Origin of the sequence: Streptococcus anginosus, assembly GCF_001697145.1 — a bacterium.
Classification (GTDB): domain Bacteria; phylum Bacillota; class Bacilli; order Lactobacillales; family Streptococcaceae; genus Streptococcus; species Streptococcus hominis.
The window spans coordinates 892342-906325 of record NZ_CP012719.1; the positions used below are offsets into that span (position 1 = coordinate 892342).

General features: G+C 38.5%; 16 protein-coding genes and 1 riboswitch. Of the genes, 14 read left to right on the forward strand and 2 right to left on the reverse strand.

What is annotated here, in order from left to right; genetic code table 11:
- Window positions 1–71 precede the first annotated feature (71 nt).
- Complete coding sequence (locus tag SanJ4206_RS04355) at window positions 72–770, forward strand: DUF805 domain-containing protein (RefSeq protein WP_003029857.1); 699 nt, start codon at window positions 72–74, stop codon at window positions 768–770.
- Window positions 771–912: 142 nt separating this feature from the next.
- Here SanJ4206_RS04355 and SanJ4206_RS09840 read toward each other — a convergent pair whose 3' ends face one another.
- Entirely contained in the window at window positions 913–1071 is a 159-nt protein-coding gene (locus SanJ4206_RS09840; protein ID WP_003042740.1) for a hypothetical protein, read from the reverse strand.
- A gap of 242 nt (window positions 1072–1313) precedes the next feature.
- Here SanJ4206_RS09840 and SanJ4206_RS04360 point away from each other — a divergent pair, with 242 nt between their 5' ends.
- The 12 genes from SanJ4206_RS04360 (at window position 1314) to SanJ4206_RS04415 (ending at window position 12829) form a co-directional block, all read left to right on the forward strand.
- On the forward strand, window positions 1314–2300 hold the full coding sequence (locus SanJ4206_RS04360) for a Gfo/Idh/MocA family protein (protein ID WP_022525428.1): 987 nt from the start codon (window positions 1314–1316) through the stop codon (window positions 2298–2300).
- A 21-nt stretch (window positions 2301–2321) separates the two neighbouring features.
- Entirely contained in the window at window positions 2322–2975 is a 654-nt protein-coding gene (locus tag SanJ4206_RS04365; RefSeq protein ID WP_003029851.1) for a uracil-DNA glycosylase, read from the forward strand.
- 36 nt (window positions 2976–3011) lie between these two features.
- Window positions 3012–3482, forward strand: coding sequence for an NUDIX hydrolase (locus SanJ4206_RS04370; RefSeq protein ID WP_003029850.1), 471 nt, complete (start codon window positions 3012–3014; stop codon window positions 3480–3482).
- Window positions 3483–3494: 12 nt separating this feature from the next.
- Window positions 3495–4772 carry a dihydroorotase gene (locus tag SanJ4206_RS04375; protein ID WP_003029848.1) on the forward strand — a complete coding sequence of 426 codons (1278 nt, stop codon included), beginning with the start codon at window positions 3495–3497 and terminating at the stop codon, window positions 4770–4772.
- Between the two features lie 266 nt (window positions 4773–5038).
- Window positions 5039–6232, forward strand: coding sequence for a methionine adenosyltransferase (gene metK, locus SanJ4206_RS04380; protein WP_022525427.1), 1194 nt, complete (start codon window positions 5039–5041; stop codon window positions 6230–6232).
- Between the two features lie 357 nt (window positions 6233–6589).
- Window positions 6590–7849: a UDP-N-acetylglucosamine 1-carboxyvinyltransferase gene (locus tag SanJ4206_RS04385; RefSeq protein ID WP_003029843.1), complete on the forward strand. Its 1260-nt coding sequence runs from the start codon at window positions 6590–6592 to the stop codon at window positions 7847–7849.
- A 78-nt stretch (window positions 7850–7927) separates the two neighbouring features.
- The gene (locus tag SanJ4206_RS04390) at window positions 7928–8479 is read left to right on the forward strand and encodes a GNAT family N-acetyltransferase (protein WP_003029841.1); all 552 of its coding nucleotides are present in this window, start codon (window positions 7928–7930) and stop codon (window positions 8477–8479) included.
- Window positions 8472–9749, forward strand: a complete 1278-nt coding sequence (gene spxR, locus SanJ4206_RS04395) for a CBS-HotDog domain-containing transcription factor SpxR (protein ID WP_037582722.1) — start codon at window positions 8472–8474, stop codon at window positions 9747–9749. Before SanJ4206_RS04390 ends, spxR begins: the two co-directional genes overlap by 8 nt.
- Before the next feature lie 24 nt (window positions 9750–9773).
- Window positions 9774–10631: a methionyl aminopeptidase gene (locus tag SanJ4206_RS04400; protein ID WP_003029837.1), complete on the forward strand. Its 858-nt coding sequence runs from the start codon at window positions 9774–9776 to the stop codon at window positions 10629–10631.
- A gap of 50 nt (window positions 10632–10681) precedes the next feature.
- Window positions 10682–11590, forward strand: coding sequence for a YihY/virulence factor BrkB family protein (locus SanJ4206_RS04405; protein ID WP_022525425.1), 909 nt, complete (start codon window positions 10682–10684; stop codon window positions 11588–11590).
- A gap of 71 nt (window positions 11591–11661) precedes the next feature.
- Entirely contained in the window at window positions 11662–12111 is a 450-nt protein-coding gene (locus SanJ4206_RS04410; RefSeq protein ID WP_003029833.1) for a MarR family winged helix-turn-helix transcriptional regulator, read from the forward strand.
- A 10-nt stretch (window positions 12112–12121) separates the two neighbouring features.
- Window positions 12122–12829, forward strand: coding sequence for a B3/B4 domain-containing protein (locus SanJ4206_RS04415; RefSeq protein WP_003042871.1), 708 nt, complete (start codon window positions 12122–12124; stop codon window positions 12827–12829).
- A gap of 64 nt (window positions 12830–12893) precedes the next feature.
- Here SanJ4206_RS04415 and SanJ4206_RS04420 read toward each other — a convergent pair whose 3' ends face one another.
- Window positions 12894–13337 (reverse strand): GtrA family protein, encoded by a 444-nt coding sequence (locus SanJ4206_RS04420; RefSeq protein ID WP_003029828.1) that lies wholly within the window; start codon window positions 13335–13337, stop codon window positions 12894–12896.
- A 28-nt stretch (window positions 13338–13365) separates the two neighbouring features.
- Window positions 13366–13474, forward strand: a riboswitch (PreQ1 riboswitch).
- Here SanJ4206_RS04420 and SanJ4206_RS04425 point away from each other — a divergent pair.
- Window positions 13472–13981, forward strand: coding sequence for a QueT transporter family protein (locus SanJ4206_RS04425; protein ID WP_003029825.1), 510 nt, complete (start codon window positions 13472–13474; stop codon window positions 13979–13981). Its footprint overlaps the riboswitch before it by 3 nt.
- Window positions 13982–13984: the final 3 nt, after the last annotated feature.

The following is a 13984-nucleotide window of genomic DNA, read 5'->3' on the forward strand; positions in this document are numbered from 1 at the left end:
AAAAATTAATTTCCGTTGATTTATTAGGAAAAGTATGGTATTCTATTAAAAATTTAAAAATTAGGAGATTTATGATGTTTACCGCTTATAAAAAATTTTGGACTCACTATGCTGATTTTGAAGGAAAATCAACTAGATCTGACTATTGGTGGTCTGTTTTATGCAATGCTTTAATTACCCTTCCATTTGTGATAATAGCTTTTGGAGCGATTATGACAGCGATTTTCAGTGCTATTCAACAAGCAGCTTACTATGAAGGAGGGAGTGGTTTTGATCCAAGCGTCTTTATAGCTGGATTAGGTTCTACACTTTTCGTCTTTGTTTTATTGAGTTTATTTGGGATAGCAACTTTAATCCCAAATTTGGCGATTATTGTGCGTCGTTTGCGGGATGCTGGCTATCATTGGGCATTTATCTTTTTATATGCAGGTCCTATACTTTTGATGTGGGTTCCAATTTTAAATATTTTGGCTGCCGTTGCTATGTTACCATGTTCTATCGCTCTAATTGTCCTACTTTGTATGCCAACTAAAGTACAACCTATGGTTTACCAAGGACAATTTACAGCACAACAAGCAAAACCTCAGCAACAACCTGTTCAAGCACAACAATTTACTCAACCACAAGAACCAGTTCAAGAACAAGCAGTTGAACCTGAAACAACACCAACTCAACCTCAACAAGAATCTGCGATTACCACTGAAACTCCAGAACAAGTTGTTCAATCAGATGAGAAAGAATTGGATTCAGCTTTCTCTGAAGATAACTAAACTAGAAATGCTCCAATAAATGTATTGGGGTGTTTTTTAGAAATGACGATTTTTTTAATAACATTTTTAGGATTTACTCCTGAATAAGCCAATCTTATATCTCATTTATCCCATTAGAAAAATGACCTATTCAAGCCAATTTTTAGTCTTTATTTGGATCATTGTGAAAATCAATGATAAGGCAAATGATAGCAATCGCAAAAATAAATAATCCAAATCCGATAATAGTTTTTATTATGATATTTGAAAAGTAAAATAAAGCAATAATCAAAAGTAAAAATACAATAAACCAAGACCACATAATAAACTTCCTTTCTGTCTTCATTATAACACAGGTGAATCTTTTTATATTATTTGAGATAATGTATGTCGCCTGTAGAGAGTTATGTTAGATTTCTTTTGAATGTAAAAAAAGATTGGTTTAAACGTTGAAAAGAAGTACTACTTTTCTTTCACTAAAGCAATTGATTTCTACACAAAAAGTCAGCTAAATGAAGGAAAATTTGGTATGATAAAGATAATTATGTAGCTAGGAGAATGACCATGGAAAATAAGGTACGCTATAATTGGGCAACTTTAGGTACAGGTGTGATTGCTAATGAATTGGCACAGGCTTTGCAGCAGCTAGGTGGAAAGCTCTATTCTGTTGCTAACCGAACACATCAGAAAGGCTTGGACTTTGCACAAAAATACGGTATTGAAAAAGTTTATGATCAGATTGATGACGTATTTAAGGACGAAAATGTGGATATTATTTACATTTCCACGCCACATAATACGCATATTGATTTTTTACGAAAAGCATTAAAAAACGGAAAACATGTTCTATGCGAGAAGTCCATTACGCTCAATTCAGAAGAATTGGAAGAAGCGGTTTTATTAGCCGAGCAAGAACACGTCGTTTTGGCAGAAGCGATGACGATTTACCACATGCCAATCTATCGACAATTGAACAACATCATTTCTAGTGGTCAATTGGGTGATTTAAAAATGATTCAAATGAACTTTGGTAGTTACAAAGAATACGATATGACCAATCGTTTCTTTAATCGTCAGCTTGCAGGCGGTGCACTGTTAGATATTGGCGTGTATGCCTTGTCATTTGTTCGGTGGTTTATGACATCTAGCCCTCATCAAGTCCTTTCGCAAGTAAAATTTGCACCAACAGGCGTTGACGAGCAAGCAGGGATTCTTCTAACGAATGCCCAAGGAGAAATGGCGACTTTGACCTTGAGTCTTCATGCTAAACAGCCCAAGCGTGGAACAATTGCTTATGATAAGGGCTACATTGAAATGTATGAATATCCTAGAGGGCAAAAGGCGGTTATTACTTATACTGAAGACGGGCATCAAGAAATCATTGAAACAGGAAAGACGAGCGAAGCTTTAATGTATGAAGTTCTTGATATGGAAGCAGCAGTAGCTGGTGACAAAAATGAGATGCATTTGGATTACAGCTGTGATGTCATGAAAATCATGACGGATTTGCGAAAAGAGTGGGGCATGGCTTATCCAGAGGAAGAAAAATAACGATACAGAACAGGAGAAACAATGGGACATTCAGCTTGGCATAGTTTGATTAAGCAGCAGTTGCCTGACGGCTATTTTGGTAAAATCAATTACTTTTTAAATCAAGTTTATTCATCAGGTACAATCTATCCACCGCGTGAAAAAGTTTTTAATGCGATTCAGACGACGGATTTAGCAGATGTAAAAGTAGTGATTTTGGGGCAAGATCCCTATCATGGTCCGCGTCAAGCGCAGGGGCTGAGCTTTTCAGTACCAGATGATATTCCAGCACCGCCTTCTCTTCAAAATATTTTGAAAGAGTTAGCAGATGACATTGGCATCAAAGAATCTCATGATTTGACACCTTGGGCACGGCAAGGAGTCTTGCTGCTGAATGCCAGTTTGACCGTTCCTGCTGGGCAAGCAAATGGACATGCCGGTCAAATCTGGGAACCGTTTACGGATGCTGTGATTAAGGTTGTCAATGAAAAAGATACACCTGTTGTCTTTATACTCTGGGGCTCTTATGCACGCAAGAAAAAAGCCTTGATCACTAATCCTAGACATCTCATTTTAGAATCTCCTCATCCAAGCCCTCTCTCAGCTCATCGTGGATTTTTTGGTAGCAAACCTTTTTCTAAAACAAATGCCTTTCTAACGTCTCAAGGGATAGAACCGATAAATTGGTTATTGTAAGTAGTTTTATATAGTGGTATTTTTGAAAGGATAAAAATGGTTAAATTAGCAACGATTTGCTACATTGACAACGGCAAAGAATTTTTATTGCTACATCGAAATAAAAAGCCTAATGATGTCCATGCTGGTAAGTGGATTGGTGTTGGGGGTAAGTTAGAGAAAGGTGAAACGCCGCAGGAGTGTGCTGTAAGAGAAATCTTAGAAGAAACAGGCTTGCGAGTCAATAAGCCAGTATTAAAAGGTATTATCACGTTTCCAGATTTTACACCTGATAATGATTGGTACACGTACGTATTTAAAGCGACAGAATTTGAGGGAGAACTGATTGACTGCGATGAAGGTACTTTGGAATGGGTACCTTATGAAGAAATCTTATCCAAGTCAACTTGGGAAGGAGATTATACGTTTCTATCTTGGATTTTAGAAGATAAACCATTCTTCTCGGCTAAATTTTCCTATAAAGGGGATAAATTAGTGGAGAGTCATGTTGATTTTTATGGAGAATAAGGAGAAAAGTGCATGTTGTTAATTAAAAATGGTCGCGTTATGGATCCAAAATCTGGTTTTGATAAGGTTTGCGATGTCCTAGTTCAGGATAAAAAAATTCTTCAAATTGGTCAGGATTTGAAGGCAGAAAATGCTCAGGTGATTGATGCGACTGGATTGGTGGTGGCGCCAGGGCTGATTGATATTCATGTTCATTTTCGTGAACCTGGTCAGACGCATAAAGAAGACATTCATACGGGTGCTTTAGCTGCGGCAGCGGGTGGATTTACAACGGTTGTCATGATGGCAAATACCACTCCAACGATTTCAACAGTAGAGACGTTGAAAGAAGTATTAGAATCTGCCCATCGTGAAAACATTCATATTAAGTCTGTCGCGACCATTACAAAGAATTTTGATGGACAGCATTTGACAGATTTCAAAGCGCTTTTGGAAGCGGGAGCTATTGGTTTTTCAGATGACGGAATTCCATTAAAAAGTACAAAAGTGGTACGCGAAGCTTTGGAAGAAGCTGACAAAAATGGTACATTTATCTGCCTTCACGAAGAGGATCCAGAACTCAATGGTATTCTTGGGTTTAATGAGCAGATTGCCAAAGAACATTTTGGATTTTGCGGTGCGACTGGGGTCGCTGAATATAGTATGATTGCGCGTGACGTGATGATTGCTCATGCAACCAATACCCATATTCATATCCAGCATTTATCAAAAGCAGAAAGTGTGAAAGTCGTGGAATTCGCTCAGCGATTGGGCACTTACGTAACAGCAGAAGCAGCGCCCCAGCATTTTTCTAAGACAGAAGAGCTATTGTTGTTAAAAGGTAGCAATGCCAAAATGAACCCGCCACTTCGTTTGGAATCAGATCGTTTAGCTGTCATTGAAGGACTTAAGTCTGGAGTTATTTCAGTCATTGCGACAGACCATGCACCTCATCACGCTGATGAAAAGAATGCAAAAGACATCACCAAAGCACCGTCTGGTATGACAGGTCTAGAAACGTCACTTTCGCTTGGTTTGACTTATTTGGTGGAAGCAGGTCATTTGACACTCATGCAGTTACTGGAAAAAATGACAATTAACCCAGCGCAACTCTATGATTTTGAAGCGGGTTATCTTGCTGAGAATGGTCCAGCCGATCTCACAATTTTCGATACAAATGCTGAACGCATGATAACAGAAGATTTTGCCTCAAAAGCAGCTAATTCACCATTTATCGGCGAAAAATTAAAAGGCGTTGTTCACTATACGATCTGTGATGGGCAAATTGTCTATGGAAGCAAATCATCATAACAAGCATAAGGTTGGAAGTGTTTTTCAACCTTATTGTATTTTAAATTTCTTATAATTTTTAGAAAATTTTCTGTTTATTAGGATAAAAAATGATACAATAGAGAAGTTAAAATAGTCCCGAAAAGGTAGTTAAAGGTTAAATATTAACCATAGAGACTAGTGCTTTGTAACTTTTTAACGTAAGTCTGTTTACAGATTTTCAAGTAACTTCCTAGCAATAATAGAATTTTTAGGAGGGAATATTTCATTAAAAGGGGGACATGAATATGTCAGAACGTAAACTTTTCACGTCTGAATCTGTATCTGAAGGACATCCAGATAAGATTGCAGACCAAATTTCAGATGCTATTTTAGATGCTATCTTGGAGCAGGATCCAGAGGCTCATGTGGCTGCTGAGACAGCTGTCTATACAGGCTCTGTCCATGTTTTTGGGGAAATATCCACAAATGCTTATGTGGATATTAACCGCATAGTTCGCGATACAATTGCAGAGATTGGTTATACAAAAGCTGAATATGGTTTTTCAGCAGAAACGGTGGGGGTGCATCCGTCGCTTGTTGAGCAATCACCAGATATTGCTCAAGGGGTAAATGAAGCCCTTGAAATTCGTGGAAATGCTGAACAAGATCCGCTTGATTTGATTGGTGCCGGTGATCAGGGGCTGATGTTTGGTTTTGCTGTAGATGAAACACCTGAACTAATGCCGTTGCCTATTTCTCTCAGTCACAAATTAGTCCGTCGTTTAGCAGAGCTTCGCAAATCTGGAGAAATTTCCTATCTTCGTCCGGATGCAAAATCTCAAGTAACGGTTGAATACGATGCAAACGACAAACCTATACGTGTGGATACTGTTGTTATTTCCACTCAACATGACCCAGAAGTAAGCAATGAGCAGATTCATCAAGATGTGATTGAAAAGGTCATTAAAGAAGTGGTTCCAGCAGAGTATTTAGATGAAAAAAGTAAGTTTTTCATCAATCCGACTGGTCGCTTTGTTATTGGCGGACCTCAAGGAGATTCTGGTTTAACTGGACGTAAAATTATCGTTGATACATATGGCGGTTATGCACGCCACGGAGGTGGGGCTTTCTCTGGAAAAGACGCCACAAAAGTCGATCGTTCCGCTTCTTATGCAGCGCGTTATATTGCCAAGAATATTGTTGCAGCAGGATTAGCTAAGAAAACAGAAGTTCAGCTAGCCTATGCTATCGGAGTCGCACATCCAGTATCAGTCCGCATTGATACTTTTGGCACAGGTACAGTTTCAGAAAGCAAGATTCAAGAAGCAGTTCGACAAATCTTTGATCTTCGTCCAGCGGGTATTATTCAAATGCTTGATTTGAAACGACCAATTTACCGTCAGACTGCTGCCTATGGGCACATGGGACGTACAGATATTGACCTGCCGTGGGAAAAACTTGATAAAGTAGATGCTTTGAAAGCAGTTGTTGCAAAATAAAGAAGAAGTTAGGATACAAGTCTCTTGTTTATAAATTTTTTATGAGGCATTTTACAATCAGCCACAGTTGCAATCTGACTTAAAACGTATTTATTTGTGCCGATTATATTAGTGTTATCTGCAAACTCCAGCAGTTCCCTAGATTGTTGGATCTAGTCATCATTTTGAGGAGCGGGACAAAATTGATTTTTGTCCCGCTCTTTTTAGAATGCCACCAAAATAAAAGAGTTTTGTAATCGTTATATAACAAGAATAACAAGTTAAAAGAGATTTCTTTAAAAGGATAGGATTTTCACAGAAACTGTGTTATAATAAAGTGCAGTATATTTGATTATAAATTCCTTGAAAGAGCTAAAAATGAAAAAAATTGTAATTAATGGCGGTCGCCCCTTAAAAGGAGAGGTGACTATTAGCGGTGCTAAAAATAGCGTAGTCGCTTTAATTCCGGCGACAATTTTATCTGATGAAATCGTGACATTGGACTGTGTGCCAGATATTTCCGATGTTGTGAGTTTGATTGACATTATGGAAGCTATGGGAGCTACTGTTGAGCGCCAAGATGATACGCTAAGAATTGATCCTCGTGGTATAAAAAATGTGCCCATGCCTTATGGTAAAATCAATAGCTTGCGTGCTTCTTATTACTTTTATGGCAGTTTGCTTGGACGCTATGGCGAAGCAACAGTTGGCTTGCCTGGTGGCTGTGATTTGGGACCTCGACCGATTGATTTGCATATCAAAGCTTTTGAAGCTATGGGGGCTACCATGACCTATGAGGGAAATTCCATGAACCTTTCGACAGGTGGCGAGCGGCTTCATGGAGCTAGTATTTACATGGATACAGTAAGTGTCGGAGCGACCATTAACACCATGCTTGCAGCAGTAAAAGCAAAAGGGCGCACCGTTATTGAAAATGCGGCTCGTGAGCCTGAGATCATTGATGTAGCGACACTTTTGAATAATATGGGGGCACACATTCGAGGAGCCGGTACTGACATTATTATCATTGAAGGTGTTGATCAGCTCCATGGAACTCGTCACCAAGTTATTCCAGATCGAATTGAAGCAGGAACTTATATCTCAATGGCTGCTGCAATTGGTGAAGGCGTGCAAATCAACAATGTCCTTTATGAACACTTAGAAGGCTTTATTGCGAAATTAGAAGAAATGGGAGTCCGCATGACCGTTTCTGAAGATAGCGTGTATGTCGAAAAGCAGCATAATTTGAAAGCAATCAACATTAAGACGGCTCCTTATCCAGGCTTTGCTACAGACTTGCAACAGCCTATTACGCCACTTTTGTTAACTGCTGAAGGACGTGGCTTAATTATTGATACGATTTATGAAAAGCGAGTAAATCATGTCCCTGAGTTAGCAAAAATGGCAGGAAAGATTTCAACGAGTACCAATCATATTGTTTATGAAGGGCCTAATCAATTGCAAGGTGAAGCGGTCAAAGCGACTGATTTGCGGGCAGGAGCAGCTCTTGTAATTGCAGGCTTGCTAGCTCATGGAAAAACCGAAATTACAAATGTAGAATTTATTTTACGAGGTTATTCAAATATTATTGAAAAGTTGACGAGTTTAGGAGCAGACATTCAGCTTGTCGAAGGATAGATTCGAAACAGCGTTGACATGATGAGGTGAAATAGCCCAGTTGGCGTACCAACTGGGTCTTATCTTTAGAGGTAAGATATGAATTTGTGGACAAAATTGGCAGAATTTGCCTTTATAGAAACAGAGCATTTAGTATTGCGTCCCTTTTCCTTTATGGATAGTGAAGATTTTTATAAAATTGCTTCCAATCCTGAAAATCTACATTTCATTTTTCCTGCACAGGCTAATTTGCAAGAAAGTCAACATGTATTGGCTAATTATTTCATGAAATATCCTCTTGGAATTTGGGCGATCTGTGATAAAGATTCTGGGCAAATGATTGGTTCTGTTAAATTTGAAAAGATAGACGAAATCAAGGGTGAAGCAGAGCTTGGTTATTTTCTTCGGCATGATTATTGGGGACATGGTCTGATGACTGAGTGCGTCAAAAATATTGTTTATTTGGCATTTACACAGTTTGATTTGAAGCGACTTTATATTGTAACTCATCTGGAAAACAAAGCTAGCCAAAGAGTTGCCGAGAAGACAGGCTTTTCTTGTAGGCGGCAGTTCAAGGGGAGCGACCGTTATACACGTAAAATGCGGGATTATTTAGAGTTTTGCTATGAAAAAGGAGACTTTCATGAGTAAACATCAAGAAATTATCGCTTATTTGGAAGAATTACCAGTAGGAAAGCGTGTTAGCGTACGCAGTATTTCCAATTATTTAGGAGTAAGCGAGGGGACTGCTTATCGTGCGATTAAAGAAGCCGAAAATCGTGGATTGGTAGAAACACGTCCTCGTAGCGGCACGATTCGCGTGAAATCTCCCAAAGTCGAGCTGGAGCACTTAACATTTAAAGAAATTGCTGAAATTACGAGATCAGAAGTATTAGCTGGTCAAGACGGACTTGAAAAGGAATTCAGTAAATTCTCAATCGGGGCAATGACCGAGAAGAATCTCTTACGTTACTTAACAGAAGGAGGTCTCTTGATTATTGGAGACCGCACCCGTATTCAGTTATTGGCTTTGAAGCATGAAAATGCTGTTTTAGTGACAGGTGGTTTGGATGTGAATCATGATGTCTTAAAATTGGCGAACCGCTTAAGCATTCCTGTTCTAAGATCCCAACATGATACCTTTACAGTTGCAACGATTATCAATCGTGCTCTGTCCAACATGCAGATCAAAACAGATATTTTAACCGTGGAACAGGTTTATCGTGGTAGTCATGAGTATGGTTTCTTAAAAGATACAGATACCGTTCGTGATTTTATGGATTTGGTTCGGAAAAACCGTAGCAGTCGTTTTCCTGTTGTTAATCAGCATAATATGGTCGTTGGCGTGGTGACTATGCGTGATACTGGTGACAAGTCTCCTCACACTATTTTGGACAAAGTTATGACAAAAAATATCTATGCCGTTACTTTAAACACCAGCATTGCCAATGTTAGCCAGCGCATGATTACAGAAGATTTTGAAATGGTGCCAGTCATTCGGAGCAATCAAACTCTTCTTGGAGTCATTACGCGTCGTGATGTCATGGAAAAAATGAGTCGGGAACAAATCTCCAGCCTACCGACTTTTAGTGACCAAGTCTCTCAAAAACTTCGTCATATCAACAATGAATTTTCTTTTGTTGTGGAACCTTTTATGTTAGAAAGTAACGGTGTTTTATCTAACGGGATTCTAACAGAGATTTTAACGACAGCAACACATCAATACATGACATCTGGCAAGAAAAATATTATTATTGAGCAGATGATGATTTATTTCTTGCAAGCTGTTCAGATTGATGAAACTTTGACGCTGCGACCAAGAATTGTCCGACAAACACGGCATTCTGCTATTTTGGATTACGATATTTACCTAAAACTTCAACTGGTTGCAAAAGCAACAATTACAGTAAAAATAAATTAATACCTCAGATATTAAGGAGAAAGAATGATAACTTTAAAATCACAACGTGAAATTGATTTAATGGAAAAAAGCGGTGCATTTCTCGCCAGTATTCATATCGGTTTAAGGGATTTGATTAAGCCAGGTATTGACATGTGGGAAATTGAAGAGTATGTCCGCAGACGATGTAAGGAAGATAATGCTCTTCCGCTTCAAATTGGTGTAGAAGGGAGCATCATGGACTACCCTTATGCCACTTGCTGCTCATTGAATGATGAAGTGGCACATGCTTTTCCACGCCACCAAAAATTAGTTGAAGGTGACTTAATCAAAGTAGATATGGTCGTTGGCTTAGTTGATAAAGCTGAGTTAGATGTTTCTAAACTCGATTTCAACAACGTGGAACAAATGAAACACTATACAGAAAATTTCCGTGGAGGTGTTGCAGATTCTTGTTGGGCTTATGCAGTTGGTCAAGCGAGTGAAGAAGTGCACCAACTGATGGACGTGACAAAAGAATGCCTTTATCGTGGAATTGAAGCTGCTCAAGTTGGCAATCGGATTGGTGACATTGGTGCAGCGATTCAAGAGTATGCGGAAAGTCATGGCTATGGTGTTGTTCGTGACTTGGTAGGACACGGTGTTGGACCAACTATGCACGAAGAGCCAATGGTGCCTCATTACGGACGCGCTGGACGCGGATTGCGTCTTCGTGAAGGCATGGTTTTGACAATTGAGCCGATGATTTCAACAGGTACTTGGGAGATTGACACAGATTTTGAGACGGGTTGGGCTCACAAAACGCTGGACGGTGGACTTTCTTGTCAATACGAACATCAATTTGTGATTACCAAAGATGGTCCTGTTATCTTGACCAGTCAAGGAGAAGAAGGAACTTATTAAAAATAAGAATGGAAAGGGGCTTTTTGCTCTGTATTCTAGTAGGAGACGAGATGAAAAAGTTTGTTTCTAAGATTGGACAGAACCCGTTTTTACAATCCTTTTTTAAATTTTATCAAGCATCAGAGATTGATTTGACAAGCATTGCAGTGGCTTATTATTTGCTGATTTCGATTTTTCCGTTGCTATTGATTGTTGTGAATATATTGCCTTATTTTCAAATTCCGATAGCAGAATTTTTGGAAGCAATGGAAGATGTTCTACCTGAATCGCTGTATGAAGTCGTTGCAAAGGTAACCCGAAATTTGCTAACTCAGCCTTCTTCTGGCTTGTTGAGTTTTTCTATCCTTTCGGCTCTATGGGCATTTTCACAATCAATGTCATTTTTACAAAAAGCATTTAATAAAGCTTATGGTGTTGCAAAAGATAGAGGTCTGATATCACATAGATTATTTAGTTTAGTCATTAGCTTGGGGTTGCAATTTCTCTTTGCTTTGTCTCTTTTACTGACAATGTTTGGGAGAATGTCGCTTCGCTTGCTTCATAGCTTTTGGGAGTTTGACGGTCAATTATATGCCAGTTTGCAAAGAATGACCCAGCCGACTATTTACACCTTGCTGTTTCTTTCTTTACTGATGCTTTATTACTTTTTACCCAATGTAAAAATCAGGAAAATCCGCTATGTTCTGCCAGGAACGATTTTTGTAGTTTTTACGATTGGGGTATTGTTAAATTTATTTTCCGTTTATTTGGACACTTATGTAAATCATTTAATGGATGTTCGATTTTTTAGTTCCATTTTTGTTGTCGTCGTCATGATTTGGTTTACCTTCATTGCCCAAATTATGATTATTGGGGCAATCTTAAATGCAAGTTACCAAGGATGTCACGAAAAAGAATTTGAAACGAGACACAAACAACTGACAACAAGACTTATAAAAAATAAAGAGAAGTTCAAATGAAACTTCTTTTTTTGTGGTTATTTTATTGCATTTGCAATAAAATGTGATATAATATTGCTTAAGGAGGCAATATGACGATTTTGCGAGAGATTGGTATCATCGCCCGAGCGTTGGATTCAATGGCGAATATTGAATTTCGCCATGTTGATTTGGCCAAAGGGCAGTATCTTTATTTGGTTCGTATCGTAGAAAATCCCGGTATTATTCAAGAAGAACTTTCGGATTTGCTGAAAGTTGATCGGTCAACCGTTGCTCGCTCTGTCAAAAAATTAGAGAGTAAAGGTTTGATTGAAAGAAGAAGTGCAGCTGGAAATTTAAAAAATAAAGAGCTTTTTGCGACGGATACAGGAAAAAAACTTTACCCGTTTATCTTAGCAGAGCACACTTATTCTGAGCAGCAGGCTTTGACAGGATTTTCAAAAGAAGACGCCCAAATGTTAGAAGATATGTTAGCAAAGGTGCGACAGAATATTACTGATGATTGGGAATTGGTTAAAAAAGGACAAAAAAGAAATTATTGAGAGGTGTAAAATGAAAGTCACAGTTGAAAATGAATTTTGGGAATTATTTCCTCAAGCGCAAATTAGCATTATGGTTGTTAAAGGTTTGGATAATAGCGTTGACGAAAGCAAAAACCCTTATTTTAAATCTTTGTTAGACAAGGGAAGCAAGCGTGCAGAAGATTTTATCGTAGATGAAACCTTTACGCAAAATGACGTGATTCAAGAATGGCGTGGTGCTTTTAGTAAGTTTAAAACTAAAAAAGGTGCGCGTTCTTCCATTGAAGCTCTTTTAAAAAGGGTAAGTCAAGGTCGTGAGTTCAATCCAATCAATCCATTGGTGGATATTTATAATAGTGTATCACTTTCCTATGCCGTTCCTTGTGGTGGTGAAGATATTGCTAAGATTCAAGGAGGGTTGCATCTTGGAAAAGCGCAAGGAGGCGAAGCTTTCTTTCCACTTGGTGCAGAGACGGATGCACCAGCTCTTCCAGAAGAGATTATCTATTATGATAATGAAGGAGCGGTTTGTCGCTGCTTTAACTGGCGGGAAGCGCAACGGACAATGCTGACTGAAGGCACAACGGACGCAGTACTAGTCATCGAGGCTATCAATGAAGACCAAGCCAAACGCGCGCAAGCAGCTATGCAGGAATTGCAACATTTGGTAGAAGATTATTTTGGAGTCAAAGGAGAAATTACTCATCTGACAATTGACAATCCAAGTGTAGAAATTTAAGAAAAAAGAGCCTTAAGGCTCCTTTGGATTTAAGACAAACCACCATTGAGGTAGGTTTGTCTTTTTAATTCGTTGATTTATTTTTAAATACAAAGATTTTGCTAAAAACATAATTAAGCACAATAATAACGATTTGAGCAAACAATGTTTCAATAGTGTTGACCGTTTTAATGTCATTGTGGACAAATTGACCGATAATGTTAGGAAATGTTGTGACAAAAATGAATGTGAGTCCCATGTCCAGCAGAAAAGTAGAAAGTCGCGCAAGAGCAAATTTGACAAAACGAGCGCCCCAGCCCCTTCTTTCTTGCTTAAAAACAATCGTGTCATTTGTCGCAAAAGCAAAAAGGATTCCAGCGATATTGCCTATCGCTGTAGAAAGTAATTCATTACTCGTGAAAGCATAACAAAGCATACGTGTAAGAACTGCAACAGCAGTTGTAGCAACACCAAAAAACAAATAGGATAAGATTTCGTTATCGAAAAAGCGTTTTATATAATTTTTCATAGATTTAGTCTATCATATTTGAAAAAAATATGCTATACTTGAAAAGCTGTATTCGTTTTGTCAATGCAGCCCTTGGTGCTTAGTTCCCTTTCGCCAAGCATATTACACGCGGTTTGACCGCTAAAGGAGAAAACATGGAAAAAATTACTGTTCGTGATATGGCTCAGATTGCTCTTGTTGCTGCGATTTATGTCGCACTAACAATGACACCGCCCTTGAATGCTATTAGCTATGGTGCCTACCAATTTCGGATTTCTGAAATGATGAACTTTATGGCTTTTTATAGACCTAAGTACATCATCGGAGTCACCCTGGGTTGTATGATTGCAAATTTATTTAGCTTTGGAATCATCGATGTCTTTGTCGGTGGTGGCTCAACTTTGGTCTTTTTGAGCTTAGGTGTGTATTTCTTTAGAAAATACATGAATGAATACTTGTTTAATGGACTGATTAATAAAGCTTTCTTTTATTTTGCGATTTTCTTTTCACTTTCTATGGTGACCATTGCAGCTGAATTGTATCTTGTCGCTAAAGCACCGTTTTTCTTGACTTGGTTTACGACAGCGGTAGGAGAGTTTGCTTCACTCATTATTGGTGGAATCTTAATGGATAAGCTGAATAAACGGATTGACTTGGGGAAATAAATG

Coding starts and splice junctions, on each gene's coding strand:
- SanJ4206_RS04355 (WP_003029857.1), top strand. CDS start 72: ATGATGTTTACCGCTTATAAAAAATTTTGGACTCACTATGCTGATTTT.
- SanJ4206_RS09840 (WP_003042740.1), bottom strand. CDS start 1,071: ATGTGGTCTTGGTTTATTGTATTTTTACTTTTGATTATTGCTTTATTT.
- SanJ4206_RS04360 (WP_022525428.1), top strand. CDS start 1,314: ATGGAAAATAAGGTACGCTATAATTGGGCAACTTTAGGTACAGGTGTG.
- SanJ4206_RS04365 (WP_003029851.1), top strand. CDS start 2,322: ATGGGACATTCAGCTTGGCATAGTTTGATTAAGCAGCAGTTGCCTGAC.
- SanJ4206_RS04370 (WP_003029850.1), top strand. CDS start 3,012: ATGGTTAAATTAGCAACGATTTGCTACATTGACAACGGCAAAGAATTT.
- SanJ4206_RS04375 (WP_003029848.1), top strand. CDS start 3,495: ATGTTGTTAATTAAAAATGGTCGCGTTATGGATCCAAAATCTGGTTTT.
- metK (WP_022525427.1), top strand. CDS start 5,039: ATGTCAGAACGTAAACTTTTCACGTCTGAATCTGTATCTGAAGGACAT.
- SanJ4206_RS04385 (WP_003029843.1), top strand. CDS start 6,590: ATGAAAAAAATTGTAATTAATGGCGGTCGCCCCTTAAAAGGAGAGGTG.
- SanJ4206_RS04390 (WP_003029841.1), top strand. CDS start 7,928: ATGAATTTGTGGACAAAATTGGCAGAATTTGCCTTTATAGAAACAGAG.
- spxR (WP_037582722.1), top strand. CDS start 8,472: ATGAGTAAACATCAAGAAATTATCGCTTATTTGGAAGAATTACCAGTA.
- SanJ4206_RS04400 (WP_003029837.1), top strand. CDS start 9,774: ATGATAACTTTAAAATCACAACGTGAAATTGATTTAATGGAAAAAAGC.
- SanJ4206_RS04405 (WP_022525425.1), top strand. CDS start 10,682: ATGAAAAAGTTTGTTTCTAAGATTGGACAGAACCCGTTTTTACAATCC.
- SanJ4206_RS04410 (WP_003029833.1), top strand. CDS start 11,662: ATGACGATTTTGCGAGAGATTGGTATCATCGCCCGAGCGTTGGATTCA.
- SanJ4206_RS04415 (WP_003042871.1), top strand. CDS start 12,122: ATGAAAGTCACAGTTGAAAATGAATTTTGGGAATTATTTCCTCAAGCG.
- SanJ4206_RS04420 (WP_003029828.1), bottom strand. CDS start 13,337: ATGAAAAATTATATAAAACGCTTTTTCGATAACGAAATCTTATCCTAT.
- SanJ4206_RS04425 (WP_003029825.1), top strand. CDS start 13,472: ATGGAAAAAATTACTGTTCGTGATATGGCTCAGATTGCTCTTGTTGCT.